Below are 23408 nucleotides of genomic sequence, written 5' to 3'. Positions count from 1 at the left end.
ACTTTTATAAAGGGTCACGACGTTTATACTATAGATATAAAGCGTCAACATATTTTATATGCAAAATAAAAAGCCTTGTAATTACAAGGCTTTTTGTAAACTTCCTTTATTTTGCAGTAAATACATATTATAATACAACCCTTGCTCACTCAGTAATTCTTGATGTGTTCCTCTTTCTACTATTTCTCCATCATGCATAACAAAGATTTGATCTGCATCTTGAATTGTAGATAATCTGTGCGCAATTGCTATAGTCGTTCTCCCTTTTCTCATTTGCTGTAAGGCTGTTTGAATCGCATCTTCTGTTTCTGTATCAATATTAGCTGTTGCTTCATCCAATACTAATACTTTCGGATTCGTTGCTATCGTTCTAGCAAAAGCAATTAATTGTCGTTGACCACTAGAAAATGCAGCACCTCTTTCTACTACTTCCGTTTCATACTGCTCTGGTAATTTTTCAATAAACGTATTCGCTTGCACAAATTGTGCCGCTTCTTTTACTTCTTCATCCGTAATTTCTTCATTATACATACGAATATTTTGTTTTACATTTCCCGCAAATAAAAATGCATCTTGCAATACGAGTCCTATTTTCTTTCTAATTTCTCCTTCTTTAAATTTCTCTAAATCTACACCATCTATTACAATATTTCCGGACTTAATATTATAAAATCGCATTAACAAATTCATAATGGTACTTTTTCCGCTACCAGTGTGCCCAACGAAAGCAACTGTTTGCCCTTGTTTCACGTGAAAAGATACATTTTTTAAAACATCACGTTTCCCATCATAAGAAAAAGTAACATTTTTAAATTCAATATCTCCATTAACGACTTGAGGATTTCCATCCCCTTGTTGAACTGGCGCTAAATCTTTCTCATCCATTAAATGAAATACACGTGATGATGAAACAAGTGCCTGTTGGAAAAATGATAATTTCATCATCATCTCATTTACAGGCTGGAAGAAACGATGTATATAGTTAACAAATGCATATAGAACTCCTACTTCAACAGGACTCTTCAAAGCATCAATTCCAAATAAACCAAGTACTAACGCAATAGCCACAATATGAACTAAATCAGTTGCTGGACGTAAAAGTAACGCGTCTAACTTTAACGTCCGCCGCCCTGCACTATAATGTTTATTATTCACTTCTTCAAACTCTTTTCTCATACGCTTTTCTTGTCTGAACACTTGAACAATATTCATTCCTTGAATGGACTCATTTAACTTTGCATTTAACACGCTTAATTGATTACGTACTTCTAAATAAAAGGCTGCACTTTTCCGGCGATATAGCACCATAATCGCAAACATTATCGGAATTAATACGAGGGAAAATAGGGCTAGTTTTACATTCAATAAAAACATCGCTACTAAAATACCTATTAAAAAGACTACGTTTTTGACAAATGTGGATAATACACTGACATAAAAATCTTTAATAGCTTCCGTATCATTCGTTATGCGCGATACGAGCGTACCAATCGGCGTACGATCAAAGAAACTTAATGACAACTTTTGAACATGATCATATACTTCAACACGCATATCTTGAACAATTTTAAAAGCAATATTTTGAAAATACAACAAGTCTAAATAAGTAAATATTACTTTTAATAAGTGAGCAATAAGATACACTACAAATAGAGTAACAAGTGCTGATTGATCAAAGTTACGTGGTACTAAGTGTTCATCAAGAAATTGTTTAATTAAAAAAGGACCCATCATTTCAGTTACAGTTGCACCAACTAAAAAGATAAATGCTAAAGATAGCAACCCTTTATACGGCTTCATATAAGAAAGCAATCTACTTAAATCACTCCGCTTCTTCTCGGTCATCATACGCCTCCTTTCTCGACTAATGCTTCTAACTGCTGGCTCTCATACATTTCTTTATACCAACCGTTTTCTTCCATTAATTGCTCATGTGTACCTCGTTGCACAATTCTGCCTTCATCCACAACAAGTATAAGATTGGCATGTTGAATTGCACTTAAACGATGAGCAGTAATAATCGTTGTTTTTCCTGCTCTTTCCCTCTTTAATGCGTTTAAAATCGTTTCTTCTGTTTTTGCATCTACCGCTGATAAACAATCATCCAAAATTAAAATTTCCGCATCCGTTAATAAAGCACGGGCAATAGAGATTCTCTGTTTTTGGCCTCCAGATAACGAAACGCCTCTTTCTCCTACTACTGTTTCATACCCTTCTGAAAATTGGAGGATATCATTATGAATACAAGCAATCTCTGCAGCGCGGGTAATTTCATTATATGTAGCATCCGCCTTTCCAAAGGCAATATTCTCCCCAATACTCGCTGAAAATAAAAAATGGTCTTGCGGCACGTATGAAATGGCAGAACGGACACCATAAAGTGTTACATCGCGAATATCCCGCTCCCCAACTTTTAATTCACCATTAAAATGATCATACTCACGGATTAAGCATTTTAATAACGTCGTTTTCCCTGCACCCGTACGTCCGACAACTCCTAGTGTTTCACCCTTCTTTAAATCAAAGTGAACATCCACTAGCTGTAACACTTCATTTTTCTTATATGAAAATGAATCGACCGCAAATGTAACATCACCGCTTGCTATTGTATGCACAGCATCTTCTCTATTTACTACATCTGATTTTTGCGAGAGAATTTTTTCTACACGGTCATACGAAGCACGCCCACGCTCCATAATGTTGAACAACCATCCAAACGCTAACATTGGCCAAACGAGGGTACCTAAATACGTTGTAAATGTAACAAGATCGCCAACAGTTAATTCACCTCTCACAACTAATACTGACCCGTAACATACTGCAATTAAAAAAGAAAATCCAACGATAAGAGAGATTGTCGGATCAAACAACGAATCAATACGTGCGACTAACATATTTTTATGTACGACATCTTCTGACTTTTTTCGAAATGCTTGTAAATCTTCTTTCTCTTGTCCAAGTGATCGAATTACCTTCATCCCACTCATACTCTCTTGTACTTTATCATTGATTTCCGAAAACGATTGCTGTGCTTTATGAAACCGTTTATGTAATAACGTTCCATAATAATTTGTCGAAATCGCTACAATCGGCATTGGAATTAAGCTTAACAATGTTAACTTCCAACTAATTGTAAAGCCCATTGCTACGAGTACACATCCCCCAACCGCTAATGAGTCAACAAGCGTTAAAACGCCAGATCCAGCAGTTTGTTGAATCGCCTGAATATCATTAGTCGCATGTGCCATCAAATCGCCCGTACGACGTGATTGATAGAAAGACGGGCTCATCTTTGTAAAATGCTCATATAGATTCTTTCGTAATTGACGGGCTAGTTTTAACGAAGATCCAAAAATCATAATACGCCATAAATAACGTAGTATGTACATAGTAATCCCTACAATTACTAACAGAATAACCCACTTCAACAATTTTTCAGATGTTAATGTTCCATTATTAATTTCATCTACTACAATACCTAGTACTTTCGGGGCTACAAGTTCAAGAAGCGCGACACCAAATAACATAATAATTCCGATTATGTACGCTCGTTTTTCTTGTTTAAAAAACCACGCTAAATTAATAAATACCTTCATTCTTCTCCTCCTCCCTTAAAATGAGCGATGTTTTCAGTTTACCAAAAATACAGAATTTTTAAAAGTTTTAAACGTTTTTAAAATCCAATAGGAAAGGGCACTCTTATCGAGTGCCCTTTAGCGCTTATTTTGTTTGTTGCTTGTTCATCGCGCTCATCATTTGATTGATTTTCTTTTGGGAAGGTTTTTGTCCCATTTGCATCATCATCATTTTTAACATTTGTTCATTAATTGGTGGATTTTTTTCTAAGTAGTTCATCATGTATTTGCGGGCAATGAAAAATCCTAACGCCACGCCTGCTACTAGTGCTACTACGCCCACTAGAATACCTAACCAAATTGGCATATATTTTCCTCCTTCATGTTGTCTACCTTACAGTGTACTAAAACCTTTTCAATAAGACAAGATAGAATTCGACATTTTTTACACATATGTTCGTACTTGTTTTAAAGGATTCAGCCATCCGTACTTTGTATTTTCATAATCCATAGCTAAAAATGTTAATTCACACTTTCTTAACACCTCAAAGAAAGTCGTTTCCATAGAAACGTTTCCAGAGGTATTCATGCGAATATAGTGCGGTTTCACCATTATTTCGCCGTATTCCGCTCCTGTATAAAGTGTATGTGTATGATGTGTTCGATCATATTTACCAAGAACGCGCAAAGCCTGTTCTAATTTATGATGAATTTTCATTACTTGTAATGGCATCGTTATATACATCATTTGTTTATATAACACTTTTTTCTCCGAAAGGGACCCAGATTCTGAAAATCGAGCAAATAAATCAAAAAACAAATATTCACGACCAAAGTAAGCTTTCGCAATATCCTCTTGAATTAAATACAATTCATACGTTTTCATCTTTCGCCTCCCAATCTGGACAACCTTTTCTCTTCATTATATAGAAGAAATTTTGCAATGATTGTCTGACTGCGGAGAGATAAAAAACTTTTTCTGTCGAAAAAACTCATTTACATAGAAAAATCTCTCCATGCCGGAGAGATTTTTCTAAAATCATTAAAGCATTTCTTTTACTTTACGAACAACGTTCTCTACAGTAAATCCATACTCTTCCATAATCTTCTCACCAGGAGCAGAAGCACCGAATGTATCGATACCTAACACATCTCCTTCAAGACCTACGTAACGGTGCCATCCGAATGTAGCACCCATTTCGATTGCGAAACGTTTTGTTACTGCTTTTGGTAATACAGATTCTTTGTACTCAGCAGTTTGAGCTTCAAAGCGATCCATAGATGGCATGCTGACAACAGATGCGTCAATGCCGTCTACTGCTAGAGCTTTTTGTGCTTCAATAGCTAGACTTACTTCAGATCCAGTTGCAAGTAAGATTACATCAGCTGTTTCTTTCTTGCTTGTAGAAACTACATATGCACCTTTTGCTACTTTTTCATACGTATCCTCTTTTGCACCTTCTAATGTTGGAAGGTCTTGACGAGTTAATACTAAAGCAGTTGGTTTATTTGTAGATTCTAGAGCTAGTCTCCAAGCTGCAACAGATTCGTTACCATCAGCTGGACGAATAACAGATACATTTGGCATTGCACGTAGCGCTGCTAATTGCTCGATTGGTTCATGTGTTGGACCATCTTCACCAACAGCGATACTGTCGTGTGTGAATACATACGTTACTGGCAATTGCATTAATGCTGCAAGACGAATTGCTGGACGTAAGTAGTCAGAGAATACGAAGAACGTACCACCGTAAGTTTTTAAACCGCCATGTAGTGCAATACCGTTCATTGCTGCACCCATTGCGAACTCACGTACACCGTACCAAATATTTTTACCGCTGTAATCATCTCTTGTAAAGTCTTTTTCGTTATTCATGTATGTTTTGTTAGAACCAGCAAGGTCAGCAGACCCACCGAAGAATGATGGTACAGACTCTGCAATTGCATTAATTACAGCACCTGAAGAATTACGAGTTGCTGCTTTTGATCCTAATTCATAAGTTGGTAATTTTTGCTCCCAACCTTCTGGAAGAAGACCGTTCATTGCTGCTTGTAATTCGTTTGCTAATTCTGGGTATGCTTGTGCATATTCACCTAGCATCGTATTCCACTCTGCTTGCGCCGTTTCACCAACATCTTGTACTGTTTTACGGAAGTTGTCATATACTTCTTCTGCTACATGGAAGTCTTGCTCAGCAGTCCAAGCATATGCTTCTTTCGTTAATTTTGTTTCGTCTACACCAAGTGGAGAACCATGTGAAGCTGATTTACCTGATTTGTTTGGAGAACCGAAACCAATTGTCGTTCTTACTTCAATTAGCGTTGGGCGTTTTTCGTCAGCTTTCGCTTCTTCAATTGCTTTTGCGATAGCTTCAATATCGTTTCCATCCTCAACACGGATTACTTGCCATCCGTATGCTTTGTAACGATCTTCTACACTTTCAGAGAATGAACGATTTAAATCGCCATCTAATGAAATATCATTTGAATCGTAAAGCACAACAAGACGACCTAATTGTAAATGAGCAGCTAATGAAGATGCTTCAGCAGAAACGCCTTCCATTAAATCTCCATCACCACAAATAGCGTATGTATAATGATCTACTACATTATACGCATCACGGTTATATTTAGCAGCTAAATGTCTTTCAGCCATTGCCATACCTACAGCAGTTGCAATACCTTGTCCAAGTGGACCAGTAGTTGCGTCTACCCCTGCTGTATGACCGTACTCAGGATGTCCTGGAGTTTTGCTTCCCCATTGACGGAAGTTCTTTAAGTCATCCATTGTTACATCATAACCAGATAGGTGAAGTAGGCTGTATAATAACATTGAACCATGACCTGCAGATAATACGAAACGATCACGGTTAAACCACGTTGGGTTATTTGGATTGTGTTTCATAAATTGAGTCCATAATGTATAAGCCATTGGTGCTGCACCCATTGGCATTCCTGGGTGACCAGAGTTTGCTTTTTCAATCGCATCGATGGATAATGTGCGAATCGTGTTGATAGAAAGTTGTTCGATTGAATGTGACATGCTATTCTTCCCTTCGCTTATATTAGTAAACGTTTTATACATTTATATGATAGCTTCCCACGCAAGATTATACAACATGTATCGACAAATATGTTGATATTTTTTTGGTTTTTTATAAAACAATCAATGATTTCGGGAATGTATGGGCATTCAATATGACATACTTTTTCATTATTTTTATTTTAAAAAGAAAGGGAATTATCTGTATATTTATTCATCATTTTCAAATTCCATAATGCAAAATATATCCTTCCCCATTTTTCACTCTCCTAAGCAAACGAATAAAAGACTTTAAATCTTGGCATAATTTATCTCGATCAAATACGTATCTTTCATATTCTCCATCAGTCTTACAATCATTTTCCCATTGAAACCGCCCTGTCAGTTCGATTGTTTCTGGCGCTAAAGAAAACATGCTAACTAGCGAACAAAATAACTGTTCTGCTATCACTGCCCCTTGTTGTTCAATTTTTGTAATACCATAATAATGAATGCCAAACCCTTCTGCTCTTTTCGCTGGATAATAGACCGGAATCCAATGGGTAAAGTGAAACTTTAATCAGTGGGGGCATCCCCACTGATTATTAGTTGAACCAATCGGACGTTTACGGGCAGTTGATCTCCCACCTAACTTCTTTGCTCCAGCAGAATTTTGAGGTGGGAGTCTTACTGCCCGTTAATGTGGGGTAAAATCTAATAGATACACAATTAGCTCATCACTTAATACAACATATTCCTCTATCGTCGCCTCTTCTTTATACGAGAAACAATCTTCAATCCAATTCACACCTTCAAGATCCAATCCCTTTTTTTCAAATGAAACAAATACAAATTCATGCTGTAAAGCCAAAAGACCCCTCCTACTATCCAATAATATCCACATTGTTTATTCTCATTATATAAAAGAAGCACCTTTTATAGGTGCTTCTTTTATAAATCATACAATTTTCTTCCGAATCGAACTTGAAATTAAATCAATGATAATTACCATTAAAATGATACCCAATAAAATAATCCCTACACGAGACCAGTTGCGTGAACTCAGTGCAAAAATTAATGGTGTCCCGATACCACCTGCTCCAATAACACCTAAAATGGCAGCAGATCGTACATTAATTTCGAACCTGTATAACGTATACGATAGAAAATCCGGTAATACTTGTGGCAATACTGCATACCAAAGTATTTGAAACCGATTTGCGCCTGTTGCTATTAACGCTTCCGTCGGTCCCTTATCAATATTTTCAATTCCTTCTGCATACAGTTTCCCTAACATCCCGATAGAATGTAACCCTAAAGCTAGTACGCCCGCGAAAGAACCTGGACCGACAGCTTTTATAAATAAAAGTGCCATTACTAATTCGGGAAATGTACGGACAAAACTAAGTACAAATTTCCCAGTTCCTGAAGTTAATTTTCCACTACTCATATTTGTTGCTGCCCAAAAAGCAAATGGTATAGATAAAAAGGCGGAAATAAATGTACCTAATATTGCAATAGCCAACGTATCAATTAAACCATGTAATAAATCTTCTCCATCTGGCAAAGATACATACGACCAATCTGGGTTCAATACCCCTGTCATAATTGCCTTTGTAATTTCTCCTGCGGTATTCTTTATTCCTTCTAACGGAACTCCTGAAAAGGCCCATACATATATAACTGCAAGGGCTATAAAAATAATCCAGCGATATACACTTGGTTTCTTTCGTTTTGGCATGATCATCGTCGATTCACTCATTATAATTTCTCCCGCAACAACGTACTTATATAATCAATTAACAATACAACAACAAGAGTATAAATAATAATAGAAGCAGTTTGTTGATATTGTAAAAATCCAAGTGTACGATCATAATACAATCCAATGCCACCTGCTCCTACTAACCCTAAAACAGCTGCTGCACGTACATTCACCTCAAATGTATAAAGTACATAGGAGACAAAATGCGCTTTCACTTGTGGAATTACCCCATAAACAATCCACTGCACCTTATTAGCTCCTACAGCAGTCATCGCTTCTAACGGACCAGGGTCAATTGCTTCAATGGACTCATATAACAATTTCGCTACGAGCCCAACCGAAAAACAAGTAAGAGCCAAAATACCTGGAAGCGGTCCTATTCCAAAAATCGCCACAAAAATTGCCGCTAATAATAAATCTGGTATCGTCCGTATAAAATTTAAAATCAAACGCGCTGGACTATACAAAAACACGTTAGTAAATACATTACTTGCTGCAAATAATGCAAGTGGAATGGCTAAAATCGCCCCTAAAGTCGTCCCAATAATCGCCATACGTATCGTATCTAACATTGCTGTTGTAATAACTTTAAAATAACTCCAATCGGGTGGCACCATTTCCTTCAATAAATCCATCATATTAGGAAAACCAATTACTAGTTTTGAAAATGATGCGTCGACCTGCACACTACTGCCCCACAACAATATAATAACGAGAATAACCGTTAACATATGTTTCAATTTACTCGGTGGCTTCGGTATCGATTTCGAATATATCGTCACATCATTCATTTAACTGCCACCTCTAATAATTCACTTTTCTGCGCTACGTCTCCATAAATTTCAGCAAATTTTTCATCTGTTGCCTCTTCTACTAAACCATCAAAAACAACTTCACCTGCATGTAGTCCAATAATGCGTGTCGCATATTGCCTAGCTAAATCAATAGAATGTAAGTTTACAATCGTTGTAATTCCAAAATCTTCATTAATTTTTTTCAAATCATCTAATACTTGCTTTGTTGTCAGCGGATCCAAAGATGCAACAGGTTCGTCTGCCAATATAATTTTCGCTTCTTGCGCCAATGCTCTAGCAATCGATACACGTTGCTGTTGTCCTCCTGATAGTTCATCAGCCCGCGTATATGCTTTTTCTAAAATATTCACCCTTTTTAACGATTGAAAAGCAAGCTCCAAATCTTCTTTTGGAAATAGACCTAACGTTGTACGCAATGTCGAATGATACCCAACACGCCCAGCTAATACATTCTTCAATACCGTTGATCGTTTTACAAGATTAAAACTTTGAAAAATCATACCAATATCCCGGCGCATGCGGCGTAATTCTTTTCCTTTCGCAGCAGTAATAGACTCACCTTCAACCAAGATTTCCCCTTCTGTAATCTCATGAAGGCGATTTACCGATCTGAGAAGTGTAGACTTTCCAGCTCCGGATAGCCCTACCATTACAACAAACTCACCTTTTTGAACTTTTAAGTTTATATTATTCAATCCTTTTGTACCATTCGGATACACTTTGGAGACATTTCGAAACTCTATCACAAATCTTACCTACCTTCTATGTATTCAAAACGGCAAACTAACTGAAAACACATCCCTTCCAGTTAGCTGCCATTTCCATATGTATTATTGCGTTTTTACTTTCTTCCCATATTCACGAACGATATCAAATTTACTATCATCAGATTTAACATATCCTTCATGTGAATATACTTCTTTAATGATTTTATGACCTTCTTCATTTTTTCCTATCTCAATGAAAGCATCCTGTAATTTCTTGCTCCACTCTTCATCTAAATCAGAGCGTACCGAAATCGTATCGTTTGGAATTTTCTCCGTGAATTTCACTATTTTCGTTTGATCGAATATATTCGGATAATCTTTTTTCACAATATTACGAGCATCTTGGAATACAACAGCTGCATCTACATCACCATTTAAAAGCGCAATAAGCGACTGATCGTGACCTTTTAATGTAACAGGTTTCACATCTTTTAACGGATCAACGCCCTCTTTTAATAGTACAGCCGCAGGCCACACATATCCCGCTGATGACGTTACATCTTGATAACCAATTTTTTTACCTTTTAAATCTTTTACACTATTAATATTTGAATCTTTCTTAACTACAAACTCAGATTTATAAAAGTCTACTAAATCCTTTGTAGGAGCTCCCGTTTCATCATCTACTCCAAAACGTTGTGCTTGTAAAATTACGTTTGCAGCCTTTTTCTCATGTGCTAGCACATACGCTGTTGGGGGTAAAAATCCTACATCTACTTGCTTAGATGCCATCGCTTCTACAATTGTATTGTAATTCGTTGAAATACTAACTTTTACTGGAATATTTAACTTATCACTTAATAGCTTTTCCAATGGTTTTGCCTTCGCCTCTAACGTATCTGCATTTTGAGAAGGAACAAATTGAACATTTAAAGTCTTTGGTACATACCCTTTTTTCGTATCTTCATTTTTACTTGCACTTGATTCCTTCGTTCCACAGCCACTTAATAATCCCGCTGCTAGTACAACTGTTGTGCTCATTGCAAAAACTTTTTTCAACATGTTAATGCCTCCATTTTTCATTGTTATAAAATAATCTTTCATAAACATGAAGAAATATATCACACATTTTTACAAATAATTGATTATTTACAGAATCTTTACACATTCTATACACTCACATTAAAATTCTCTTCATATTTTTGATATGATTAACTTGAAGATAACAATAGAAAAGGTGAATGATGTTGAATCAAAATCAAATTGTAACTTTAAACATCTTATTAACAAGTGATATACATGGTACTGTTTATCCAATTCACTACCAAGACAATTCCAAAGCAGAAATTGGTTTAGCTAAAATTTCTACTCTTATAAAAAAAGAACGTTCTAAAAATAAAAACGTTCTTTTAATCGATAATGGGGACTTCATTCAAGGAACACCATTTACTTACCATTACGCTACATACGAAAAAGATAAGAAAAACCCAATGTCCTTATTAGCCAACTATATAAGTTACGATGCTGCAATTATCGGAAATCATGAATTTAATTATGGAATGGATATATTAAATCATGCTGTAGAAACTGCAAACTTCCCGTACTTATCAGCAAACATTTTAGATAAAAACATAAAAGAACCCTATTTCGGGAAACCTTACATCATCAAACATATTGAAGAGAATATAAAAATTGCGATTTTAGGAGTAACAACACATTACATCCCAAACTGGGAACAACCCCTTCATATTCAAGACTTACATTTTGAAGACGCACTGGAAACTACAAAAAAATGGGTTACTTACATCCACCAACACGAAAAACCTGATTTACTAGTCGTAGCCTATCACGGAGGATTTGAACGTGATTTACAGACCGGAGTACCAACTGAAGTGTTAACAGGCGAGAACCAAGGATATGCAATGTGTCATGAAATTGAAGGTATAGATATTTTATTAACAGGACACCAACACCGAGAAATTTCTCACACAATGGCTAACGGTGTAACAATTTTACAGACCGGATGTAATGGGCAATCAGTTGGAAAAATAACCGTAACCTTCGAAAGAATGGAACAGAAGTGGCTAAAAAAAGAAAGTTATTCAGAGTTGTTGACGGTGCAAGGAATTGAGGCAGATTCAGATGTTCTTTCCTTAGCATCTGATTATGAAGAGAATACACAAAAATGGCTTGATCAACCTATTGGAATCATTCATGGGGACATGCAAATTTCAGATGTTATGCAAACTCGTTTACAAGACCATCCTTTTATTGAATTCATAAATAAAATACAGATGGATATTGCCAATGTTTCCATTTCTTGTACAAGTTTGTTCCATAATACATCTCCAGGTTTCCCAAAATTTGTAACAATGCGTGACATCGTTTCTAATTATATTTATCCAAATACATTAAAAGTAATTAGAATAACTGGAGCAGATATAAAAGATGCTCTCGAACTCTCTGCTTCTTATTTCACATTAAAAGGAGATGGAACCATCATCGTAAACCCTAGCTACATAGAACCAAAACCGCAACACTATAATTACGATATGTGGGAAGGAATTTCGTACGTATTAAACATTTCCAAACCAATTGGCGAGAGAGTAGAATCTTTACAGTATAAAGGCGCTCCTCTAAATATGAAGGAAGAATATGACGTCGTTATGAATAATTATCGCGCAAGCGGCGGAGGGAACTTTTTTATGTTTCAAAATAAGCCCGTAATAAAAGACATACCAACAGATATGTCTGAACTTATCGCTAACTATATATGGAAACATAAAAAGATAGAAGCAACGCAAAATAATAACTGGAAAGTTATTAAATAACGAATTTAACAATAAAAAAGATGGGCAGCTATGCCCATCTTTTAATTTAATTTTGCATTATCTTGCTTTTTTAAAGCTTTTAATTTCGCCGGTGTAACATCAGTACCTTCTTCGTTAACAACTTTAATTCCTTTAAGTTCGTTTAACATATTTTGACGAAATCCTTTTAAATATTGTTCACGTAGCGATTGGCGCTCACGTTGTTCTTCTTCAGTTAAGCCTTCAGCTTTTGCTTTTTTCGCTAAGAAGTTAATGCGTTCAATGAGTTCGTGACTTTGCATCTCGAATCCCCCTTTTACTCAAAACTGATTATTATCATACAATAGTTAGTCCTCTTTATCAAGCAATTGCTTTGTATATTCTACATATCTTCGATGTACAGTTGCTTTTGAAACATTATGACCAAATCCACGAAGCGTGGCCGCAATTTCTTCGAAAGTAAGTTCACTTTTGCGTAAGCGCACAATTTCTTCAATTGGCACCTCTTTTTTCTCTCGGCCTACGCTTAAATTACGATTTTTTAAATTATTTTCGGGACGATAGCCCTTTTCTACTGCGCGTTGCATGCCACGTTTAATTTTCAAGTTATGAATCTTTCTTTGATACTCTTCAACAATGCCAATAATATCTAAAACCATCGAATCAGAATCCGACAATTGTAATTCTCCATTATGCGTATGCGTATATACTTTTATTCCCTCTTTATGTAAACAGTGCATTAATGCAATTTTCGCATTCCCCCTACCAAGGCGCGTTTCATCTTGTATGAGTAGCACATCGATTTGTTCGTCTCGAATTGTATCTAGCACTTCTAATATGCCGTCACGTTCAATTGTATAGCCACTAGCCTGCTCTTCAATCACCTTAATAACATTCATTTGATAGCGCTCAGCTAAATGCAATAATTCATCTTTTTGACGTAATAATGATGTTTCTTGTGCTTCTTTTGTTGTACTCACACGCGCATAAATAATTGCATTCATTATGAACCCCTCTTTCTCACTATTATTTCCCTCCAGTGTAACATAAATTCGCCTTTTGTTCGAACTTATGTTTGTAGAATGTTTTTTCGCATGTTATACTTATTAATAAGAAAAATGAAAGAAAACGAGGTGTTAGAAAACATGGAAAAGTTAACGAAACGCCAGCAAGACATTCTCGACTTTATTAAGCTAAAAGTACAAGAAAAAGGATATCCACCTTCCGTACGTGAAATCGGTCAAGCAGTCGGCCTCGCTTCTAGTTCTACAGTGCACGGACATTTATCACGACTAGAAGAAAAAGGATATATTCGACGCGATCCAACAAAACCACGAGCAATTGAAATTTTAGGTGACGATCGAATGGATGCAGAAACACAATCTGTTATTCAAGTTCCTATTATCGGAAAAGTTACTGCTGGATTACCGATTACAGCAGTTGAAAGTGTAGAAGATCACTTCCCACTTCCAGCTAGCATTGTTGCTGGAGCAGATCAAGTGTTCATGTTACGTATTTCTGGAGATAGTATGATTGAAGCTGGTATTTTCGACGGGGATTTAGTTGTTGTTCGCCAACAACAGTCTGCATATAACGGTGAAATTGTAGTAGCTTTAACAGAAGATAACGAAGCAACTGTTAAACGTTTCTATAAAGAAAAAGACCATTTCCGTCTACAACCGGAAAACTCTTCATTAGAGCCTATTATTTTAAAACAAGTGTCAGTTATCGGAAAAGTAATTGGTGTATATCGTGATTTACATTAAAAAATAATAAAAAGAAGATAATCACCTTATTTATATAGGTGACTATCTTCTTTTTTGTATTTTGATAGATTTTCATACATTCTATTTCTTATGAACGAATTTCAATCGTCACATCGCCAGCAGTTGTTTTACCACTAATCTTTTTACTACCATTGCCAATTGTTATATTTTTATTTTCTTCATTAAAAATCATCACGTCTCCAGCAGCGCTTTGCCCAGTTATAACTGCATCTTGTGGTTTTTCCAATAAAGTAATATCTACATCCCCAGCGGTTGAACTTGCCTCCACATCATATTTAGGATCATGATCCATAATATGCACTTCCCCACTAGCCGTCTTCGCTGTTACTTTCCCTATTACTTTTTTAAAGTTCAGCTCACCAGCTTTTGTAGATCCCTCCACACTCTTAGCTGTGACATGTTTCAAATCTACTTCTCCAGCAAGCGTTTCAACACTTACACGATCACTTTTCACATCACTTATTTCTATTTGTCCAGCAGATGAATTTACTTTTATCTCTTGGTAAGAACGTTCAGGCACTAGTATAGTCATTGTAGACGTTTGAAACTTGAAATTGTAAAAAGAAAAATCAAATGAAGCACCTTTTTCTCTTTCCCCAATAATTTTTAATGTGTCACCATCTTCGGCAATACGAATCTCTTGTTTACGTACAGCTCCTGATTGCTTTACATAAAAAGAAGAATCGGGAGATTTTTGGACAACAATATCCCCAGCATCTAACTTAACTTCTATATTTTTTAGTGTTTCGTTTTTTATTACGTCTTCTTTGTTTCCTTCTTCTGCAGTTTGTACTGCTTTTTCATATGTTTGTGAAATCCCTATTACTCCAATAATGATACAAGTGATTGCTACTAACAATATTTTTTTCATCATCTACTCCCCTTTTATCATTTTGAAGTTCCATACTACATAACGTACGCATAACCTTTTAAACCACTTCGTACTATAATAAGCGATAATACATAACAACAAACCTACTCCAACAAACGTTATACTAACGAATACATCCAACCATATAAAAGTACCCATAAATACTTTTGCAATAACGAAAAATGGTGTCACTACACTAGCAATCCCACCGACCCAAAAGGAAAATATAAAAGCGATAATTGCAACTAACGGGCCTAACACAATAATAAAATTAAACAAACTAAGTCCAATCGCTGCCATGACAGCCCTTGTTATATTCGAAGTAGATGGGTCCTTTTTCATTTCATCAAAGCGATACAAAGCAAGTAAATCTTTCGCAATTACTTTCGGAGAGCCAAGCCCCTTTATTATTTCCGATTCAGTTTTCCCCTCTTCTCTCCCAAACTGAAAATGCTCTTCATAATCAAATAAAATATCTTTCCTCTCTTCTTCCGGTAACTTTCTAAGATGACTTGATAATTCTTTAAGGAACTGTTCTTTACTCATCCCATTCCACCCCTTCAATAATTTCTTGTACGCCTTTTGCAAAATCACGCCACTCCGTTACTAACAAATTCAGTTGCGTCTCCCCTTGCTCAGTTAGTTGATAATATTTACGAGGTGGCCCCTCTGTAGATTCTTTTAAATACGTTTGAAAATATCCTTCTTTCGTTAAACGACGTAATAAAGGATACACTGACCCTTCCGATATTAAAAATTTATTTGAGATTTGCTGAACAAGTTCATAACCGTAACAATCCTTACGTTTCACAAGTGCCAAAACACACAGTTCTAACACACCTTTTTTAAACTGAACGTTCAAGGACAATCCCCCTTTCTCATTTCAGTACTGTTCAATACATGGTACCTGTTTTATCCATAATATACCACTTAGTATTGTTTATTGCAAGGTACTCATTTATATTTACTCCCTAAATGTAGAAACCGCACAAATAAAAGCCCGAATAATGTCCTATTATAACTGACCATTACTCAGGCTTTTATTCAATTCGAACTGCTTGAATACAAAACTTCATTCACTCTTTTCTCCTCTAAGAACCAACTTCCATTTGTGACCCTAATAAATTTCGAAATACACCTTTTCTCTCTTTAGCCAATTGATTAAATTCACCTTTTTGGACAATTTCACCTTTTCCTAAGACAATAACTTGATCTGCATTGCGTATAGTAGATAAACGATGTGCAATCACAACAATAGTCATTGTTCCTTTCAATCTTTCTATTGCTGATTGAATTTTCACTTCATTTTCAGTATCCAATGCACTCGTAGCTTCATCTAATACTAAAATCGACGGCTTTCTTAAAATAGCCCGGGCTAGTACAAGTCGCTGACGTTCACCACCTGAAAGCCTCACCCCACGATCTCCAATCAGTGTATCCAGCCCATTTGGAAACGTTTGTACAAATTCAGCGGCGGCCGCAAAATCTAATGCATCCCAAATTTGTTCTTCACTTGCATTTGGCTCAATCATCAATAAATTTTCCCTTATACTTGCATTAAACAAGAAGGGATCTTGTGGTACATAGCTAATAGCACGTCTTAATGGCAATAAATTATCTGTTGTAAGAGGCGTACCATCTATTAAAACTTGACCTTTTTCTGGCTGGATCAAGCCCATTAAAACATCAATTAATGTACTCTTCCCAGCACCAGAATGCCCCACAATAGCCGTCATACTATTTATTGGAATTTGCACATTAATATTTTGAAGTGCGTATAAAGATTCTTGCTTATTATAACGAAAGTAAACATCCTTACACTCAATACCTCGCTCTATACAAATCGGCGTTATATGTTTTTGCTGATGTATATCCTGCATTTCAATTGCTTCCTTACATTCCTCTTGTAATTCCCACAATGACTTAAAAGCAGGAATACTTGCAGCCAGTTGTTCTAAATTTGATTGAATTGTCATGAATCTCGGCCATAGTCTAGAAAAAATGAGAATGATTAATAGTAATTGGGTGGGTTGCGATTGAAACATACTTACTGACAATAATAAAAAAAATGCAATTAATATAGCCATTGAAACTTTATAAAACAATTGCGAGCTCGATCTTATTCTCATATACTCCATTTGCTCATTACTCATCTTTGTTGTTATAGATTGTAACCAGTCTAAACGCGATGCTTCCAAAGTATTACTCTTTATATCTTTAATTCCATTAAATTGATCTGTTATACCAGAAAGGTAGTCTTTTGCCAATTCTGAGGTCTTACCGCCTAGTATTCGGGCTTTTTTTATAAAAACACGAGAAGCTACCAAGAATAATAAGCCAAAGACCAAAACAAATATAGTTATTTGAGGAGATAATAAAAATGCAATTCCCACCTGTATAAATGTAAACAGAATAGCAGCTAACAATTGTAAAAATAAATTAACCCCATAACTTACACGAGCTAATTCTGTAGTTAATATATTTATTAGATTTGTTTTCCTTTTCTCTAAAAAAAAACTCCACTTTGCTTTTAAAATCACACTATATGTTTCTATTCTTAAGTCTCGTACAAAAGCTTGTTGCGTTCTCGCATCCCTTAGCGTTATATTTCTTTGTAGTAAATTTTGCCCTAACACTATTAGTATATATATACCTAAAATAGAAACTAGACTTGTTGTTTTAGGAAAATCCTGCAAAAATCTAGAGACAGGTGCAATAAAAGTAGTCTCCTCGCCTATATTCATTATTCCAGTCATACTTATCATAGGAATTAATAAAATAATACCTATCCCTTCAAGTAAACTTATTAAAACCATACCAAATAAATTCACATAGAGTATTTTTCCCGCTGAAGAATATAATTTCTTCATAAAATATATAATATGATTCATCGATGTTCCCCCTATAACAAAGCAAGCTTCTTTGTTTTCCTCCAAAGGCATAAAAACGGACGTAAAGGAAAATATAAAAAATGAAGAAATTTAGGTAACGGTAATGTTTTTGCATCAATTGGATAAGGATATAATTGGCTCATAATATATAAAATCTTTTGCTGATTAGACATTAGTGAAAATAAGTGTCGACTATGATAGATAAATACTTCTTCTGGGACAGGTTCGGTATGCAAATTTATCATTTGCTTGAAATAAAATAGTGCCTCTTGAGCTAACTGCTTTGAATGTTTTTTCTCTACTAATTCCATCATCCTTTCATCTAGTCGTACACCTAGCAATTGAGTTGCTAAAATTAGTGCTTGTCCTCCTAAATGAAGCACTTGATATTTTCCCATTAATTTATGAATCTTACTCCAATTAAGTTCTTGATCGACAATTTTTTTTATATCTACTAACCAACGTAATCTGGACCAACCATGTCTTGCACCATGAGATACAAGAAATAAAAATAAATCTTCCTTCCCTAACATATATACAGAATTACTCGTAAGGGTACTTTTTCTCTTTCGCTTCCAAAGCTCTTCAAACCCAGGTTCCTTACCAGGTCCGGGATTTAACCTCCAATGAATCTCAAGCTTAATCTGCTTTGTTGGATGAAAAAATGTTATATGATGATGCCTCCATTTCCAATCATTTAATATCGTTTGAATATAATCATCTTTTACATACCCCTGCTCTAAAAGTAGCATTTCTACTTTTTCTAAATTTTGCATCGGAATTAGAACGTCCAAATCACAGGATGTTCGTAAAGAAATATCCCCATATAAGTCCTGAGATAGTACAGGTCCTTTTAGAAAAATCATACGGATTTCATTTTCATTACATAGTTTATTTATTCGTTCCATTTCAGCACTTAAATACAGCATGTGAAATGTATTTTTTTTATATTTCCTATTCAAGGTTTGTACAATATGTGAAGGAATTAGTTCCTCATCCACTTGTTTAAGTTTTTGATATATCACCGGATAAACACGATGATGCACAGCTTGCTCAAGAAATACCTCCCAATCAATATCCGAAAACCATTCATTACTGTAAGTTTGTACTGTTTCGTCATCTTGTAACTTCAAAATTGCAAAAAGAAGTTTCAATTCCTTAGACATGAACTCTACATTCAGACCAAAATCTTTCTCCATTTTATTCTCCTTTAATAGTGTCCTCACTTAGCCTCTTTGCAAATGATCCAACGACAGTAAATTTCTCCATTCCTTCTGATCCAGTAACATAAAAAGAACCGCTCCGTAACCATGCATGCGCAATTAATTCCCCATGACTATCCTTAGCAGTTCCTAAATAAAGAGTACTCTCAATGTGACGTTTTTCGAGCATTTTCATCCCAGCTATAGCTTTAACAAGACACTGACTTTCCCAAAAAGTATAACGACTCATAATAGAAATAGCTTCAGACACCTTCTTTAGTGTATCCCCGTGTCGGTGAATTTTGGCAACTGATGTTTCGTTCATGTAATCCCCTAAAGAAGGTGCAACTTTGGAAAAGGTAATACTTTTTAGTACACGCGCCCACCCTAAAAAAATAAAAGCCTCTAAAAATAAAAGCTTTGTCTCCGTGTTCAGTAATAAAAATACCCTTATTCTTTTCACAATATTCATTAATCCCCTCCTAATAGTTCTCTTGAAATTACGAATCTATCTATTAGATCGATCTTTTATTTGAATTAAACCTTCTTGAAATAAGCACTCTACAAAGGAAAGAACTTGTTCTTCACAATCTTTTTGTTCAATATCATAGTTAGATACTAACATAGTAACAAGCTGCTTAATTTTTATCGGCTTTTCAATAAGCTCCCATATTTCTCCACCTATTTCACCTAAGTTATAATAATTTCCTTTTTGGACATTTAACATAACTTTTTCTCCATCCATATCGCTTACTATATTGCCTTCACTCTGTACAACGTTATGTTCTAATGATATGTTTCTCGAATGAACAACCATCAACCATACTCCCTTTCTGTATAGTATTTAAAATTACTTGCACAAGCTCATGGGCTGTAAATCTCGAAGCCGGGCGTCTTAATTGAAACATTTCCATTCCACTTGCAATATTAGATGAAGTTTCAAAATGCCATTCCATCAATCCTAATTTAGAAATCAAAGAATTCCTAAAAGTATGTTGGTATAATTTACACAAGCGTGCGAGACCTTCAATACAGGTCATCTCAATATCTTCTCCCTGCGTTTTTACTAATTCAATAACACCAGCAAGAGGTAATGGCTCGGGGAAAAATTGAGAATTCACAGGAACAGCATACTTCGTTTCTCTTTCAAACAAAGGGCTAAATTGCGCTACTTCCATTCCTAACTCATTTATGCTCTCTTGCCATAATTTTTGTTGTGCGTAAGAAGGATGAACTATTGCAGTATTTTTATTCAAAAGAGACACAGTAACTATATCATCACTTAAAAGCTGATATCCTGCATTCAAAAAAGCCGAGGCTAACGTTGATTTTCCTGCTCCTGAATCACCAATTAATGCATATGCTTTCCCATCTATGGCAATTACACTTCCATGCAATGGAAGTATTTTCCGTTGCATTAAAAGTGCCCCCATACAAGTTCCCAGAATGTATAATCGAATTTTATCTTCTTTCGCCTCTGGCATAGGTGAAAAAGTAATTTTCTCTCCCGCTTGGATAGAAAATATTGCAGTTTGAGGAACATGAAACATCACTACATCATCTTCCACTACAATGTTTTTTTGCTGTGATTCGTCATATCTACCCCATCGTTCAGATAAATCAGTTATTTCGATTTGAATATCTGCCATCTCTTTCTTTTCATTCAGCTGAGACAACTCGGGTAATGGGACTTCACTTACTATTTTTAACCCGAAGGCTTTGTATAACACATTTCCCATCGAATCGATCATCCTATTCACCCCACATTGTCAATTTTTTTGAAAGCTCTTATATAATAAAACTATATAAGAGCTTTATTTTTCCAATGACTTAACTATACTTCACTGGATCATCTGGATCAGGTTGAACTGCGTCAGGAATTTTATGTCCTGGCCCCGCCATAGTCATATTAATATTAAGTACTTCTAATACAGGTTGTTTCCATTCCTTTTTCATACATATCACCCCCTTTCATATTAAATTTTTTATAAATCGATAGAAGATTAAGCTACGCATTAAAATTCTAAAATCTAAATCAAATGCATACTCTGGTCGAGGTTCTTTACATATTTTTGAGATAGCTTTCTTAATTACCTCTACATTTAGAAATTCAGAGATTATTGGATCTACACTAAGTTCTTGAACTTCCTCAATAAATTCATTCCAAAAAGGAGTCATACGATAAACACCATCTGCACCCTGAACACCTCGAACGCGTTGATTTAATCGTACTTTATCCGGAAGGAAATTTTTTGTGGCTCTCCGAATAAGAGATCGATCTAAACCATTTTGAACATACTGTTCTTCTGGGACTGACAAACAAAATTGAATAATCCGTAAGTCATTTGTAGGATCACGATCCCATAAAGCATAACGTAACGATAATTTCGTTTCATACGTTCCATTTATGCTCCAATAATATGGTTTTTCAAATTGTTCTCTTTTCATATCATATGCATTTGATATAAAGGTACCTGTTATATCAACATCCTGTTCTTTGAGCCTATCAAAAACATTCATTTTTTTTGCAAATTCCGGATTGATTATTATAGGAAAAGCATCTTGTTCCTCTGAAGAAAGTAACTGATGCAAAAACGGAAATGCCTTTCTTCTTACCACTTCAAAAACACGTGCTTTTTTCACTCCTATATTTCTACTATATAAATATAGTTCACGATAAAACCGAATCCAATGTAGCTTTTTCAATAACATTGCCTGGTAATCAAAAATAGGTCCCCATGATACTGTCCAATTACCTCTTTGACCACTAAGGAGTACTCCTATGTCACGCTGAGATGCTTTTTCATAAACTCCCCTCAACCAAAAGGTATTCTCAAAAAATTTATACGGCATCTCCATTGTTTCCAACCAATCATCAATTTCCGATAATGGGCTTCTTTCCGGTAATTCTAAATAATAATCCTGTATATTCCCTACATATTGTACAGTCGATTGAATAAATGGTCTTTCGTCAGCTATCCTACCTTTGTGTGTCCAATCTTTAAATCCTTCTGCCGGGACATAACTAAACGTATGTAATTTTTTATTTTCAGCACGTAAATCTTTTGCAGCAAAGCTAACGACAGACCCTGAGTCTAGCCCTCCGCTCAAATGAGCACCTACTTGGTGATGTGTTCGTAAACGTACCTTCACTGCCCTTTGATACACCTCTCGAAACGCCTCTTCATACTCTTCATTTGATTTTAAATTAAGCATTTTCCCAGCAGTTGGTGTATAGTATCGCGAAATCTTGACTTTGCCATCCTTTACCAAAATAGTGTGTGATGGAGGCACCTGTTCTATATATTTATAGACTGTTAATTGTGGATCTACTGATTCAAAATTTACAGGTATAGCTAGAAATTCAGCAAGCCACTGCTCATTCAATTTTTTATCAACATATGGTAGAGTAAATAACGGTTTTATTAGGGTGCAAAAAGAAAATTTTTCCTCGTCACGATAAATATAGAGTGTCCGGCTTCCAGAAAAATCTCTAGCCCCAAAAAGAATTTGTTTTTTCTCATCCCAAATCATAAAAGCAAAATCGCCTACCAAATATTTAGGAGCCGCTTCCTCCCATTTCTGATAAGAGAGTAAAATTAACTCGCTATCTGTCATGTTTTTTCTATCCGAATAATCCACTTGCAATTTTTCAAATAACTCATCACGATTATCGATAATAGCATCTGCTGTAATTGCCAGTTGCTTTTCATAATTATAGAAGGGCAATTGTTCACCAACTGACTCTGGCGTAATCCATTGTGCGTGACATCCTAGAAAAGCATTTTCTTTGTGCCATATTTGAATATCATCAGCAGGGTACCTTTGTAAATCACTCATTAATCGTGTGCCATGTTCAATTGATACAGGTTCATTATTAAAGTGAATAATACCAGTTATAGCGCTCATTTCTTCCTCCTAATATATGAAAAGTTACTACAAATACTATTTACATATTAAATT

At 35.5% G+C, this 23408-nt stretch carries 24 protein-coding genes and 1 pseudogene; 2 read left to right on the top strand and 23 right to left on the bottom strand.

The features are described from left to right. Positions 1 to 81: 81 nt before the first annotated feature. The 11 genes and pseudogenes from ACUN28_RS11055 to ACUN28_RS11005 form a co-directional block, all read right to left on the bottom strand. On the bottom strand, positions 82 to 1845 hold the full coding sequence (locus ACUN28_RS11055; RefSeq protein ID WP_016086761.1) for an ABC transporter ATP-binding protein: 1764 nt from the start codon (positions 1843 to 1845) through the stop codon (positions 82 to 84). Beyond that, positions 1845 to 3596 (bottom strand): ABC transporter ATP-binding protein, encoded by a 1752-nt coding sequence (locus ACUN28_RS11050; RefSeq protein WP_016086760.1) that lies wholly within the window; start codon positions 3594 to 3596, stop codon positions 1845 to 1847. Before ACUN28_RS11050 ends, ACUN28_RS11055 begins: the two co-directional genes overlap by 1 nt. A 124-nt stretch (positions 3597 to 3720) precedes the next feature. After that, complete coding sequence (locus ACUN28_RS11045; protein ID WP_001123315.1) at positions 3721 to 3942, bottom strand: YneF family protein; 222 nt, start codon at positions 3940 to 3942, stop codon at positions 3721 to 3723. A 78-nt stretch (positions 3943 to 4020) separates the two neighbouring features. Continuing rightward, positions 4021 to 4461 (bottom strand): sporulation inhibitor of replication protein SirA, encoded by a 441-nt coding sequence (sirA, locus tag ACUN28_RS11040; protein WP_000860645.1) that lies wholly within the window; start codon positions 4459 to 4461, stop codon positions 4021 to 4023. Between the two features lie 156 nt (positions 4462 to 4617). Beyond that, positions 4618 to 6618, bottom strand: coding sequence for a transketolase (tkt, locus tag ACUN28_RS11035; protein ID WP_016086759.1), 2001 nt, complete (start codon positions 6616 to 6618; stop codon positions 4618 to 4620). A gap of 223 nt (positions 6619 to 6841) precedes the next feature. Continuing rightward, positions 6842 to 7165 (bottom strand): annotated as a pseudogene (locus tag ACUN28_RS11030) (coproporphyrinogen III oxidase); the annotation flags it as partial. A 129-nt stretch (positions 7166 to 7294) separates the two neighbouring features. After that, a complete protein-coding gene (locus ACUN28_RS11025) occupies positions 7295 to 7468 on the bottom strand; it encodes a hypothetical protein (RefSeq protein WP_016086758.1) in 174 nt (57 codons plus the stop codon). An 87-nt stretch (positions 7469 to 7555) separates the two neighbouring features. Continuing rightward, the gene (phnE, locus tag ACUN28_RS11020; RefSeq protein ID WP_016086757.1) at positions 7556 to 8359 is read right to left on the bottom strand and encodes a phosphonate ABC transporter, permease protein PhnE; all 804 of its coding nucleotides are present in this window, start codon (positions 8357 to 8359) and stop codon (positions 7556 to 7558) included. Then, complete coding sequence (gene phnE / locus ACUN28_RS11015; RefSeq protein WP_016086756.1) at positions 8359 to 9153, bottom strand: phosphonate ABC transporter, permease protein PhnE; 795 nt, start codon at positions 9151 to 9153, stop codon at positions 8359 to 8361. Before phnE (ACUN28_RS11015) ends, phnE (ACUN28_RS11020) begins: the two co-directional genes overlap by 1 nt. Continuing rightward, entirely contained in the window at positions 9150 to 9923 is a 774-nt protein-coding gene (gene phnC, locus ACUN28_RS11010) for a phosphonate ABC transporter ATP-binding protein (RefSeq protein ID WP_016086755.1), read from the bottom strand. The genes phnE (ACUN28_RS11015) and phnC overlap by 4 nt, the downstream gene beginning before the upstream one ends. 84 nt (positions 9924 to 10007) lie before the next feature. Next, positions 10008 to 10946, bottom strand: coding sequence for a phosphate/phosphite/phosphonate ABC transporter substrate-binding protein (locus ACUN28_RS11005; RefSeq protein WP_000915052.1), 939 nt, complete (start codon positions 10944 to 10946; stop codon positions 10008 to 10010). 185 nt (positions 10947 to 11131) lie between these two features. Between ACUN28_RS11005 and ACUN28_RS11000 the strand changes: the two genes are divergently transcribed. Then, positions 11132 to 12715, top strand: coding sequence for a bifunctional metallophosphatase/5'-nucleotidase (locus ACUN28_RS11000; protein ID WP_033659750.1), 1584 nt, complete (start codon positions 11132 to 11134; stop codon positions 12713 to 12715). 41 nt (positions 12716 to 12756) lie between these two features. Here ACUN28_RS11000 and ACUN28_RS10995 read toward each other — a convergent pair whose 3' ends face one another. Together ACUN28_RS10995 and ACUN28_RS10990 are read right to left on the bottom strand one after the other, a co-directional pair. Further along, positions 12757 to 12996, bottom strand: a complete 240-nt coding sequence (locus tag ACUN28_RS10995; RefSeq protein ID WP_001190582.1) for a DUF896 domain-containing protein — start codon at positions 12994 to 12996, stop codon at positions 12757 to 12759. Between the two features lie 45 nt (positions 12997 to 13041). Next, positions 13042 to 13698 (bottom strand): YneB family resolvase-like protein, encoded by a 657-nt coding sequence (locus ACUN28_RS10990; protein ID WP_016086753.1) that lies wholly within the window; start codon positions 13696 to 13698, stop codon positions 13042 to 13044. A gap of 141 nt (positions 13699 to 13839) precedes the next feature. Between ACUN28_RS10990 and lexA the strand changes: the two genes are divergently transcribed. Further along, positions 13840 to 14460: a transcriptional repressor LexA gene (gene lexA, locus ACUN28_RS10985; RefSeq protein WP_016086752.1), complete on the top strand. Its 621-nt coding sequence runs from the start codon at positions 13840 to 13842 to the stop codon at positions 14458 to 14460. Between the two features lie 88 nt (positions 14461 to 14548). Here the strand turns inward: lexA and ACUN28_RS10980 are convergent, their stop codons facing one another. The 10 genes from ACUN28_RS10980 to ACUN28_RS10935 form a co-directional block, all read right to left on the bottom strand. Further along, on the bottom strand, positions 14549 to 15355 hold the full coding sequence (locus tag ACUN28_RS10980) for a DUF4097 family beta strand repeat-containing protein (RefSeq protein ID WP_033659751.1): 807 nt from the start codon (positions 15353 to 15355) through the stop codon (positions 14549 to 14551). Then, entirely contained in the window at positions 15356 to 15898 is a 543-nt protein-coding gene (locus ACUN28_RS10975; protein WP_016086750.1) for a DUF1700 domain-containing protein, read from the bottom strand. It abuts the gene before it with no gap. Continuing rightward, the gene (locus tag ACUN28_RS10970; protein WP_001102620.1) at positions 15891 to 16214 is read right to left on the bottom strand and encodes a PadR family transcriptional regulator; all 324 of its coding nucleotides are present in this window, start codon (positions 16212 to 16214) and stop codon (positions 15891 to 15893) included. The genes ACUN28_RS10975 and ACUN28_RS10970 overlap by 8 nt, the downstream gene beginning before the upstream one ends. 229 nt (positions 16215 to 16443) lie before the next feature. Then, positions 16444 to 18243, bottom strand: coding sequence for an ABC transporter ATP-binding protein (locus tag ACUN28_RS10965; protein ID WP_016086749.1), 1800 nt, complete (start codon positions 18241 to 18243; stop codon positions 16444 to 16446). 11 nt (positions 18244 to 18254) lie between these two features. After that, positions 18255 to 19442: a nucleotidyltransferase domain-containing protein gene (locus tag ACUN28_RS10960; protein ID WP_016086748.1), complete on the bottom strand. Its 1188-nt coding sequence runs from the start codon at positions 19440 to 19442 to the stop codon at positions 18255 to 18257. Position 19443: 1 nt separating this feature from the next. Beyond that, positions 19444 to 19917, bottom strand: coding sequence for a lasso peptide biosynthesis B2 protein (locus ACUN28_RS10955; RefSeq protein WP_016086747.1), 474 nt, complete (start codon positions 19915 to 19917; stop codon positions 19444 to 19446). Positions 19918 to 19953: 36 nt separating this feature from the next. Continuing rightward, positions 19954 to 20262: a lasso peptide biosynthesis PqqD family chaperone gene (locus ACUN28_RS10950; protein WP_016086746.1), complete on the bottom strand. Its 309-nt coding sequence runs from the start codon at positions 20260 to 20262 to the stop codon at positions 19954 to 19956. Continuing rightward, positions 20225 to 21196: an aldolase gene (locus tag ACUN28_RS10945; RefSeq protein WP_033660109.1), complete on the bottom strand. Its 972-nt coding sequence runs from the start codon at positions 21194 to 21196 to the stop codon at positions 20225 to 20227. Before ACUN28_RS10945 ends, ACUN28_RS10950 begins: the two co-directional genes overlap by 38 nt. 79 nt (positions 21197 to 21275) lie before the next feature. Further along, positions 21276 to 21401 (bottom strand): paeninodin family lasso peptide, encoded by a 126-nt coding sequence (locus ACUN28_RS10940; protein ID WP_016086744.1) that lies wholly within the window; start codon positions 21399 to 21401, stop codon positions 21276 to 21278. Between the two features lie 15 nt (positions 21402 to 21416). Then, entirely contained in the window at positions 21417 to 23354 is a 1938-nt protein-coding gene (locus ACUN28_RS10935; RefSeq protein WP_016086743.1) for a lasso peptide isopeptide bond-forming cyclase, read from the bottom strand. Between the last annotated feature and the right edge of the window lie 54 nt (positions 23355 to 23408).

This window comes from Bacillus sp. WC2507 (genome assembly GCF_052656125.1).
The sequence above is the reverse complement of the archived record's forward strand: the minus strand, read 5'-3'. Positions and strand labels throughout refer to the sequence as shown.

Excerpts from the sequence above, each read along its gene's own strand:
- ACUN28_RS11055 (WP_016086761.1), bottom strand. The coding sequence starts at position 1,845 with ATGACCGAGAAGAAGCGGAGTGATTTAAGTAGATTGCTTTCTTATATG.
- ACUN28_RS11050 (WP_016086760.1), bottom strand. The coding sequence starts at position 3,596 with ATGAAGGTATTTATTAATTTAGCGTGGTTTTTTAAACAAGAAAAACGA.
- ACUN28_RS11045 (WP_001123315.1), bottom strand. The coding sequence starts at position 3,942 with ATGCCAATTTGGTTAGGTATTCTAGTGGGCGTAGTAGCACTAGTAGCA.
- sirA (WP_000860645.1), bottom strand. The coding sequence starts at position 4,461 with ATGAAAACGTATGAATTGTATTTAATTCAAGAGGATATTGCGAAAGCT.
- tkt (WP_016086759.1), bottom strand. The coding sequence starts at position 6,618 with ATGTCACATTCAATCGAACAACTTTCTATCAACACGATTCGCACATTA.
- phnE (WP_016086757.1), bottom strand. The coding sequence starts at position 8,359 with ATGAGTGAATCGACGATGATCATGCCAAAACGAAAGAAACCAAGTGTA.
- phnE (WP_016086756.1), bottom strand. The coding sequence starts at position 9,153 with ATGAATGATGTGACGATATATTCGAAATCGATACCGAAGCCACCGAGT.
- ACUN28_RS11005 (WP_000915052.1), bottom strand. The coding sequence starts at position 10,946 with ATGTTGAAAAAAGTTTTTGCAATGAGCACAACAGTTGTACTAGCAGCG.
- ACUN28_RS10995 (WP_001190582.1), bottom strand. The coding sequence starts at position 12,996 with ATGCAAAGTCACGAACTCATTGAACGCATTAACTTCTTAGCGAAAAAA.
- ACUN28_RS10990 (WP_016086753.1), bottom strand. The coding sequence starts at position 13,698 with ATGAATGCAATTATTTATGCGCGTGTGAGTACAACAAAAGAAGCACAA.
- lexA (WP_016086752.1), top strand. The coding sequence starts at position 13,840 with ATGGAAAAGTTAACGAAACGCCAGCAAGACATTCTCGACTTTATTAAG.
- ACUN28_RS10980 (WP_033659751.1), bottom strand. The coding sequence starts at position 15,355 with ATGATGAAAAAAATATTGTTAGTAGCAATCACTTGTATCATTATTGGA.
- ACUN28_RS10975 (WP_016086750.1), bottom strand. The coding sequence starts at position 15,898 with ATGAGTAAAGAACAGTTCCTTAAAGAATTATCAAGTCATCTTAGAAAG.
- ACUN28_RS10965 (WP_016086749.1), bottom strand. The coding sequence starts at position 18,243 with ATGAATCATATTATATATTTTATGAAGAAATTATATTCTTCAGCGGGA.
- ACUN28_RS10960 (WP_016086748.1), bottom strand. The coding sequence starts at position 19,442 with ATGGAGAAAGATTTTGGTCTGAATGTAGAGTTCATGTCTAAGGAATTG.
- ACUN28_RS10955 (WP_016086747.1), bottom strand. The coding sequence starts at position 19,917 with ATGAATATTGTGAAAAGAATAAGGGTATTTTTATTACTGAACACGGAG.
- ACUN28_RS10950 (WP_016086746.1), bottom strand. The coding sequence starts at position 20,262 with ATGGTTGTTCATTCGAGAAACATATCATTAGAACATAACGTTGTACAG.
- ACUN28_RS10945 (WP_033660109.1), bottom strand. The coding sequence starts at position 21,196 with ATGATCGATTCGATGGGAAATGTGTTATACAAAGCCTTCGGGTTAAAA.
- ACUN28_RS10940 (WP_016086744.1), bottom strand. The coding sequence starts at position 21,401 with ATGAAAAAGGAATGGAAACAACCTGTATTAGAAGTACTTAATATTAAT.
- ACUN28_RS10935 (WP_016086743.1), bottom strand. The coding sequence starts at position 23,354 with ATGAGCGCTATAACTGGTATTATTCACTTTAATAATGAACCTGTATCA.